At 65.7% G+C, this 522-nt stretch carries 1 protein-coding gene; it reads left to right on the forward strand.

The window, feature by feature from the left end; all coding sequences use genetic code 11:
* Window positions 1-427: helix-turn-helix transcriptional regulator (locus WDC87_RS21935; RefSeq protein ID WP_336331346.1), on the forward strand; the 427-nt coding region annotated here is incomplete at its 5' end.
* Between the last annotated feature and the right edge of the window lie 95 nt (window positions 428-522).

Raw genomic sequence — 522 nt, forward strand, 5'->3', positions numbered from 1 at the left:
CCAGGGTGTTCGCGGCGAACGCTATCAGGTGGTGAAGCAGCCACGTGGTGAAGGCCTGCACGGTCTGCAGGTGCCGGTGTTCGGCACCACCGGTCTGGAAGGCGCGATCAGTTTTGCCGGGACAGCGATCGATGCATCGGCCAGCGCGCGCCTGCAGCTGGAAGCTGCTGCAGCTGCAGCATTCCGGGCCGCGCGCCATCTGGCCGAATCGCCTGCCGAGCTTTCAGGAAGCGCACTGAGCAACCGCGAGCGCGAAGTGCTGCGCTGGGTCGCCGCTGGCCGTCGCCAAGCTGAGATCGCGGCCACGCTTGGGCTTTCCACGCGCACCGTGGAGAACCACCTGCGCCACGCGCGGCAACGGCTGGGTGTGGCGACCACCGCGCAGGCAGTGCGTGCTGCCAGCCGTCGCGGCGAGATCGAAGACTGATCACGGCGAGACACTTCCGGCGGCCTGGTTTGCGTGTTACACACGCCATGCGCATGTGCGCGATTGCAAAAAGCAAGGATGATGCTTATGAAACT

It is taken from the genome of Stenotrophomonas maltophilia group sp. Smal12 (assembly GCF_037079935.1).
Classification (GTDB): Bacteria; Pseudomonadota; Gammaproteobacteria; order Xanthomonadales; family Xanthomonadaceae; genus Stenotrophomonas; species Stenotrophomonas sepilia.